This is a genomic window from Streptomyces sp. CA2R106, from assembly GCF_037034245.1.
In the GTDB taxonomy this organism is placed as follows: domain Bacteria; phylum Actinomycetota; class Actinomycetes; order Streptomycetales; family Streptomycetaceae; genus Actinacidiphila.
In genome coordinates this window covers 1-273 of the sequence record NZ_JBAGKC010000215.1, presented here as the reverse complement: position 1 = coordinate 273, position 273 = coordinate 1, and the positions used below count along the sequence as shown (strand labels likewise).

Sequence of the window (273 nt, the reverse complement as noted above, 5' to 3'; positions counted from 1 at the left end):
ATGTGGAGGCGGATCTGGGGATCGATTCGATCAAGCGGGTGGAGATCATGGGGGTGTTGCAGGAGCGGTTCGGGGTGGATGCGGCGGCTGGTCCTGAGGTGTTGGGGGAGTTGCGGACGTTGCGGGACATCGTGGGGTTCATGGCGGTGCCTGCTCCGGTCGTCGCGGCGCCGGTGGCTGCTGGGCCGGACGCGGGTGCGGTGGAGTCGGCGTTGTTGGGTGTGGTGGCGGAGAAGACGGGTTATCCGGCGGAGATGCTTGAGCTGGATATGG

The 273-nt window shown here is 66.3% G+C and carries 1 protein-coding gene; it reads left to right on the top strand.

The window, feature by feature from the left end; all coding sequences use genetic code 11:
• The coding region (locus tag WA788_RS35805; protein ID WP_335984722.1) for a phosphopantetheine-binding protein at positions 1 to 273 on the top strand (273 nt) is incomplete at both ends.